The sequence below is a fragment of the Erwinia sp. V71 genome, from assembly GCF_965644245.1.
GTDB lineage: Bacteria > Pseudomonadota > Gammaproteobacteria > Enterobacterales > Enterobacteriaceae > Erwinia.
In genome coordinates this window covers 1-6,028 of the sequence record NZ_CBFFRK010000181.1, presented here as the reverse complement: position 1 = coordinate 6,028, position 6,028 = coordinate 1, and the positions used below count along the sequence as shown (strand labels likewise).

Here is a 6,028-nt window from a genome sequence, read left to right as displayed (position 1 = left end):
GGATAGCTTATCGGTAGCTAACCGTCCCTCCATCCACATGACCAAGCGTTGCACTTATTATCTGAATTCGCGGAGTGTGGTTTTTACATCACTGACCGTCAACTCCCTAAGCGGCCCTGACAGGCCCGCTAACGCGGAGATACGCCACGACTGCGGAAAGCCTTGTCGTGACCACTCCGGCGGCGCACAGGCGCGTTCTTTTACGCGGGAAGCGGGTCTTGCTTTGCAGGGCAGGGGTGGGGATAGGTGAAACCTTTCAGAACGGAACCGGCTGCGCCGGGTCACTGCGCCATTGACGTAAAGTGTCCTTTTGAGCATCAGCTGGCGCCTTTATGCCGCGCAGCGGCATGGGGTGCTGACCTCGGCCTGGTGTATGACCAGGGTTTCCTGGGCCGGGTTACTGTGCTGTAATGCCGCATCAGGGTGTGGCTGAAAAAAAGCCACCGTTCTCACAGGATAAATATGGATAAAGGTAACAGCAGCGTCAGCCACCTGGCCTGGTGCGGACTGACGGCCCTTCACCTCGCCCGTATTGACGGGCAGTCAGGCTCGCCTGCACAGGACAACCTGTTTCTGACCCGCTGGCTTGCCACGGCTGAAAAGCAGCGCCGCTTTCCGAAAGCGCTGGCCAGCGACATCAGCTGGCTGCTGAAGGAAGGGCGTAAAAAGGGCATGCGGGCTGACCTGCCGGGCAAGCTGGAATGGCTCTGGAAAGCCGGAAGCGGTGACCCGCAGGCGCAGAATGACCTGTTCCATCTGCAGCAGGCCCTGCACGCGGTGACGCTGGCCGGATGGGGCTACGGTGTGCTGTCTGACAGTGAATGGAGCGGCCGTCGCCAGCGGCGGCCGGAACCCTCAGTGGCGGCTGTTTATCTCAGCCGCAGCGCGCTGGACGGCGGGTTTGATAAACACGGGCGCCAGCGAATTTCGCTGCCTGCACGCATTGGCGGTAACCTGGCGGCGCTGGACTCGCTGCTGAGCGGTACAGGCTGGCGGCGTGAACCGGCCGCCGGAGAAGATCCGATGCTGCATCACCTGCTGGCGGAGGGCTTCTGTGAAGTGTGAGGATATTTACGTGTAACCACAGGAACGGAGTTACATTTAACAGATGATTTGTTTTTATCATACAAGATTTAAAAGTTTCTTTTAAAATGCATTATTATTTCCCGAAGTAAAATGGCCAGTATTTTCATCATGACTGTCAGTCAGCTGATTTTATCCAAAAATTCATAATGATAAGATGGTGGATGAAAATGATTTAAATTGGTTAGGCTGTTAATGATTGATAAGAAAAAAATAAACTTAAGAAATCTTTTTTGTTTTAAGATTTTTCCTGGTGGGCGGCGTTTTCTCATTTAAAGCAAATAATTAGAATGCTTGCCAGGTTATATGATTCTTCATGAATGGGAAGGATTGTAAAAAAAACTTTCAAAAAAAATTATTTTTGTTTTATAAATTTTTACATTGTGAATTACGCAGAAATCTAGGCATTTTAATTAAATATCCAGACTACCCTCACCCGATACTGGAGATTATGATGCTACAGCAAACGCTATACAGTAATATCAGTAACGCCCCCCTCAATGTGAGCGATCTCGATAAGGTATTATCCTACGAAAATGAAGATCTCATAACGAAATTCTGTAAGGAATGGAATGTTACCAGGGAGGAAGCGGAAGATATTTTTTATGAGACAAAAAAATTTCTCTACCTTGCCGCCCGATGTCAGACTGAATGCTTTAACATTTCTGTATATGAACAAATGCAGGTTATCGATGAGATGTGGCATACCTTTGTTATTTTTACTGACAGGTACCATCACTTCTGTGAAGAGTATCTCGGCGGTTTTCTTCATCACTTCCCTTTTACGCGCGAAATGCTGAGGCGTGAAATTAAGCATGTTACCGCTCAGAACACTGATTTTGAAACCTATAAACAACAGGCTTTCCAGAACCAGATCCTTAAAATAAAGGAGATTCTGGGCGAAGAGACAGTCATAAAATGGTATGGCGAATATGCTGTAAAATACAGTATTGACCGGCTTAACATGATAAGGATGCCTCTCGTTTCAAGTGAAGCTGGCGGAAAATCATTTAACATGATCACTTCTGAAATTCTCGCCATGCCCAAAGATGAAGTCCTGAAAATCATCATGAGCTCCGTTTCAAGCAATGCAGGCTGCGGGTGCTCGGGCAGCGGCTGCGGAGCCGGATGTTCCTGCAATTCACGATAATACATTGGTGATGCCCGCGTAAGGCGGGCTTTAAGGTGACCGGATGGATTTCATTGAAAACCATATTATCAGAAAAAACAGTTCAGGTCAGATATCCGCAATAGTACTGACGCTCGTGTCTTCGTTTTTGTTTATATCATTCGGTGTTCTTGTCAGATACTGTATAGACAATATGCAGGAGTTTTCTTCCTATGAAGGCGTGATTTTCTTCTGCTCTGCCTTTATCGGCATCAGGGTTATGATGCCGGTCTGCTATGCTTTAACGGAAAGAATCGTCCACGAGTACTGTATTAACGCTGAGAGTGTTCTGCGTTTAAAAATACACTCAATGATTGATTCTTCCTGTGCTGAAGATATGGAGTCTGTTAACAGAAGCGAACTCTTTTCTGTGTACGAAACAGCGATGAGCTCGACCTCGACTTATATCAGAACAATCTGGGGGGATGCTTTACCGGTCTTATTCCAGACCCTGTTTATCGTGGCATCGGTATGGTGGTATCTCGGAACCACTATTGCACTGGAGTTTCTTCTGGTTGTTGTTGTTTATGTTTCCTTTGTTATAAAGATGACCGGGAAACGCTTTCCTTTAATGCGAAATGTCGCATTAAGCCGGAAAAAAGTCAGTGGTGTTCTCCATGGCCTGGGCTCTGTCAGTCTGTCGTCCAAAATATATGGTTCTGGCCGACGGAGTGAGGAAAAGATGCGTAATGTCATCAGGCATTATGACAAGTCTCAGCGCTCAGTCAGAGACGAGTTCTTTCGCTTTGGCTTTTTCACCACGTTACTTTCTTCCTCCGGCAGCGTCATCATCCTCATTACGGCGGGCATCGCCTTCACCAGCGGAAAAATCACTTTTGGAAGCCTTATTATGCTGGCGACCTTTCTGTTCCAGGTCTTTCTTCCTCTGAACCGCATAGGTGTACTCTGGCGTAACCTGAACCGGTCACGGATTGACTTCCGGGTACTGAGTGACGCGCTTTCCCCTCTCCGGTCCCACTTTACGGCAGATCTGGGTGGGGTGGGGGCTGCGGGCGAAACCGTGCCTGACAAACTCTCCATCATCCTGGATAACGTCAGCAAAAATAAGGACGGCAAAACCGTTTTTTCCGGCCTGCGCGGAGAACTGGTTTTTCATCCCGGTAAACCTGTTTTGCTTGTCGGTGAAAACGGTGCCGGAAAAACCAGCCTGGTCAGATTGCTCAGCCTGGTTGACAGACCTGATGAAGGAACCATTACTTTCGTCCCGGATATCACGACAGCGCATTCAGGCGGCATTACTCCGCCCGATATTTCTGTTGTCACACAGTCATTTTCCCTTCTTAACGCCTCGCTGAAGGAAAACCTTGCCTATTTTCTTGGCGAATTCAGCGAGACAGAATTTACCGCGCTGGCACAGCGGCTGCACTTTCCTTACGGACCGGATTTCCTGGCTGGAGAAGGGGGACGCAATCTGTCTGGTGGTGAGCTGCAGAAGCTGAATATCATCACTGCACTCATGAAAAAGTCACACCTGCTGATAATGGATGAGCCAACATCTGCGCTCGACCATGACTCCGTGTCGGCCATCACTGAACTTATCCGGCAGTATCTGTTAACCGGACATGTCCTGATTGTGTCGCACGACCCAGGACTGCAGGCAGCGTTTCCGGACGCCTGCCTGCATGAAGTTAAAAAAGAGGCTCTCTTTCATCTCACGATCAGTAAACAGAAGGCAGGCTGATATGGATAACCAATTTTTTGCGCAGCATGAACTGGACACTTTCATCCGCAACGCATTTCAGAAGAAGCCGTATCTTTTTGATTACGCTGATGCATCCGGGCTTGTATGCTGGGACGACATTAACCACCTTCTGGAAAAAGATATTCTTGATTATCCGAGAGTTCGCCTGGCTAACGACAGTAACCCTGCCATACGTGGTTACAGGGGATTTGTCACTTACACGCTGAGCGTGACAGGAGAGAAGTCGCCACATGTAAACCGGTTCAATCTTCTCAAAAGCCTTCAGTCGGGCAGCACCCTCATTATCGATCGCTGTCAGGCATATTTCGAAAGCGTTCGGAAAGTCACTGATTACCTCAGTGCGCAGCTGCGGTGCAGGGCGACTGCCAATCTGTACTGCGCGTGGTCATCCACTCCGAGCTTTGGTCTCCATTTTGACAATCATGATGTTATCGCCGTCCAGATCGAAGGGGCAAAGATCTGGGATATCTATGCCCCAACGCATCCTTATCCCCTGCTGTCAGATAAAAGCTTTGACTTCACGCCACCGGCGGGTGACCCCATGATGACGCTCAGGGTTGAGCCCGGCCAGGCTGTCTATCTGCCCGCCGGCTACTGGCACAACGTGCGCACTGAAGGGGAACGCTCCCTGCACATCTCTTTTCCCGTGATCCGTCCACGCAAAATCGACGTCATCAAATCGGTTCTGGACTCCCTTTCCCGCTACCCCGAACTGCGCGAACCCGTTGCATTTATGAGCAGCGCCTCTGACAATGCTTCCCTGCGTGAGATGCTTACAGAGTGTCTTAAAGAAATTGATATTGATTTGTGGGAATCGGCTATTATCGAAGACTGCATGAAGCAGCGATACGTGAGTTTTAACCTGCCTGATATAAGGACCCGCGATGTCAGAAATTAAACTTAGTCAGGAAGAAAAGCAGCTTATACGGTCACGGCTGCAGTCCTACTGTGAAGATAACCTTGACTTCCAGCTCGAGCAGTTTGATGCGGAGTTTTTTACGGAATTTGTGATAAAAAACCTGGGGCCCCTGTTTTACAATGCCGGTATTGAAGAAGCGATCAGAACCCATCAGGCGTTCAGTGAACAGATACAGGAACACATGGATCTCAAGAGGATATTGTGAAAATTGGGGCAAATCTTCAGCTGATGCGTCAGGAGTGGTATAACGCCTTTTATTCCCTGGATCTCCCCCAGCTGGACTATCTGGAAGCTGACTGGTTCTTCTCCACTAACGGAGATAAGCTGATTTACAAGAAGCATCAGCTGCGCAAACTTACCCTCCTGAAGCAGGATAACCCGGCGGCGTTTCAGCAGACCCGTCGGGAAGAATATGACGTTGTCACCCGTGAACTCGGCGGGATAGCTTCAGTGAGCGGTATCGCGGAGGTTTCAACGCCGGAAGGACGTACACGGATCAGTTTTATTGAATGCTGGATAAAGATTAAAGGCTCGTGGAAGCTTCAGTTCCAGTCATTTGAAGCATCAGAGGACTGATATGCGGAGAGGAGGTCCAACCCTACGAGATCGTACGGTTGGCCCCCAAATCCCAGCAAGGAAAAAAGCCGATTAGTTATGTTGGTTATATGTAGGAACAGCCCGCATTTGGGTCGTGACGCAGACTTAGTGTTGTTGTACTCTTTGCCCTTTGGATGATTGATGGCAAAGATTGATGTGGTTTGTCCCCGTTGCTCTGAAACTCAGGGGGTTATCCGGAACGGCCATTCCAGTTCAGGGGCGCAGCTCTATCGCTGTAAGCAGTGCCTGAAGACCTTTCAGCTCGACTACCGTTACAACGGGGCGAAACCCGAAACCCATCAAACTATTGTTGATATGGCGATGAATGGCTCTGGATGCCGTGATACGTCCAGAGTGCTGCGGATAAGTCTTAACACCGTTCTCCGTCATCTAAAAAACTGGCACCGCATCAGGTAGCGCAAAACGTTGAGCCAGGCGCAGAAGTCGTTATCTGCTGTGAAGTGCAAAATGGCATGTGAATCGATCACGGTTTGGCATCAAGGTCGATCATGATTTGGCATCCATCTCCGATCACGAT

The 6,028-nt window shown here is 49.0% G+C and carries 6 protein-coding genes and 1 pseudogene; all 7 read left to right on the top strand.

Annotation, left to right across the window (positions count from 1 at the left end; translation table 11 throughout):
• Positions 1-462 precede the first annotated feature (462 nt).
• Positions 463-1,065, top strand: coding sequence for a DUF2913 family protein (locus ACSZO1_RS21455; RefSeq protein WP_437616276.1), 603 nt, complete (start codon positions 463-465; stop codon positions 1,063-1,065).
• A gap of 472 nt (positions 1,066-1,537) precedes the next feature.
• Positions 1,538-2,233 (top strand): glycine-rich domain-containing protein, encoded by a 696-nt coding sequence (locus ACSZO1_RS21450; protein WP_437616274.1) that lies wholly within the window; start codon positions 1,538-1,540, stop codon positions 2,231-2,233.
• A gap of 43 nt (positions 2,234-2,276) precedes the next feature.
• Positions 2,277-3,953 carry an ATP-binding cassette domain-containing protein gene (locus ACSZO1_RS21445; protein WP_437616272.1) on the top strand — a complete coding sequence of 559 codons (1,677 nt, stop codon included), beginning with the start codon at positions 2,277-2,279 and terminating at the stop codon, positions 3,951-3,953.
• Position 3,954: 1 nt separating this feature from the next.
• On the top strand, positions 3,955-4,872 hold the full coding sequence (locus tag ACSZO1_RS21440) for a JmjC domain-containing protein (RefSeq protein ID WP_437616270.1): 918 nt from the start codon (positions 3,955-3,957) through the stop codon (positions 4,870-4,872).
• Positions 4,859-5,098, top strand: coding sequence for a DUF2164 domain-containing protein (locus ACSZO1_RS21435; protein WP_437616268.1), 240 nt, complete (start codon positions 4,859-4,861; stop codon positions 5,096-5,098). The genes ACSZO1_RS21440 and ACSZO1_RS21435 overlap by 14 nt, the downstream gene beginning before the upstream one ends.
• Before the next feature lie 23 nt (positions 5,099-5,121).
• Complete coding sequence (locus ACSZO1_RS21430) at positions 5,122-5,469, top strand: nuclear transport factor 2 family protein (protein ID WP_437616266.1); 348 nt, start codon at positions 5,122-5,124, stop codon at positions 5,467-5,469.
• Positions 5,470-5,631: 162 nt separating this feature from the next.
• Positions 5,632-5,951 (top strand): annotated as a pseudogene (locus tag ACSZO1_RS21425) (IS1 family transposase); the annotation flags it as partial.
• Positions 5,952-6,028: the final 77 nt, after the last annotated feature.

Excerpts from the sequence above, each read along its gene's own strand:
- ACSZO1_RS21455 (WP_437616276.1), top strand. The coding sequence starts at position 463 with ATGGATAAAGGTAACAGCAGCGTCAGCCACCTGGCCTGGTGCGGACTG.
- ACSZO1_RS21450 (WP_437616274.1), top strand. The coding sequence starts at position 1,538 with ATGCTACAGCAAACGCTATACAGTAATATCAGTAACGCCCCCCTCAAT.
- ACSZO1_RS21445 (WP_437616272.1), top strand. The coding sequence starts at position 2,277 with ATGGATTTCATTGAAAACCATATTATCAGAAAAAACAGTTCAGGTCAG.
- ACSZO1_RS21440 (WP_437616270.1), top strand. The coding sequence starts at position 3,955 with ATGGATAACCAATTTTTTGCGCAGCATGAACTGGACACTTTCATCCGC.
- ACSZO1_RS21435 (WP_437616268.1), top strand. The coding sequence starts at position 4,859 with ATGTCAGAAATTAAACTTAGTCAGGAAGAAAAGCAGCTTATACGGTCA.
- ACSZO1_RS21430 (WP_437616266.1), top strand. The coding sequence starts at position 5,122 with ATGCGTCAGGAGTGGTATAACGCCTTTTATTCCCTGGATCTCCCCCAG.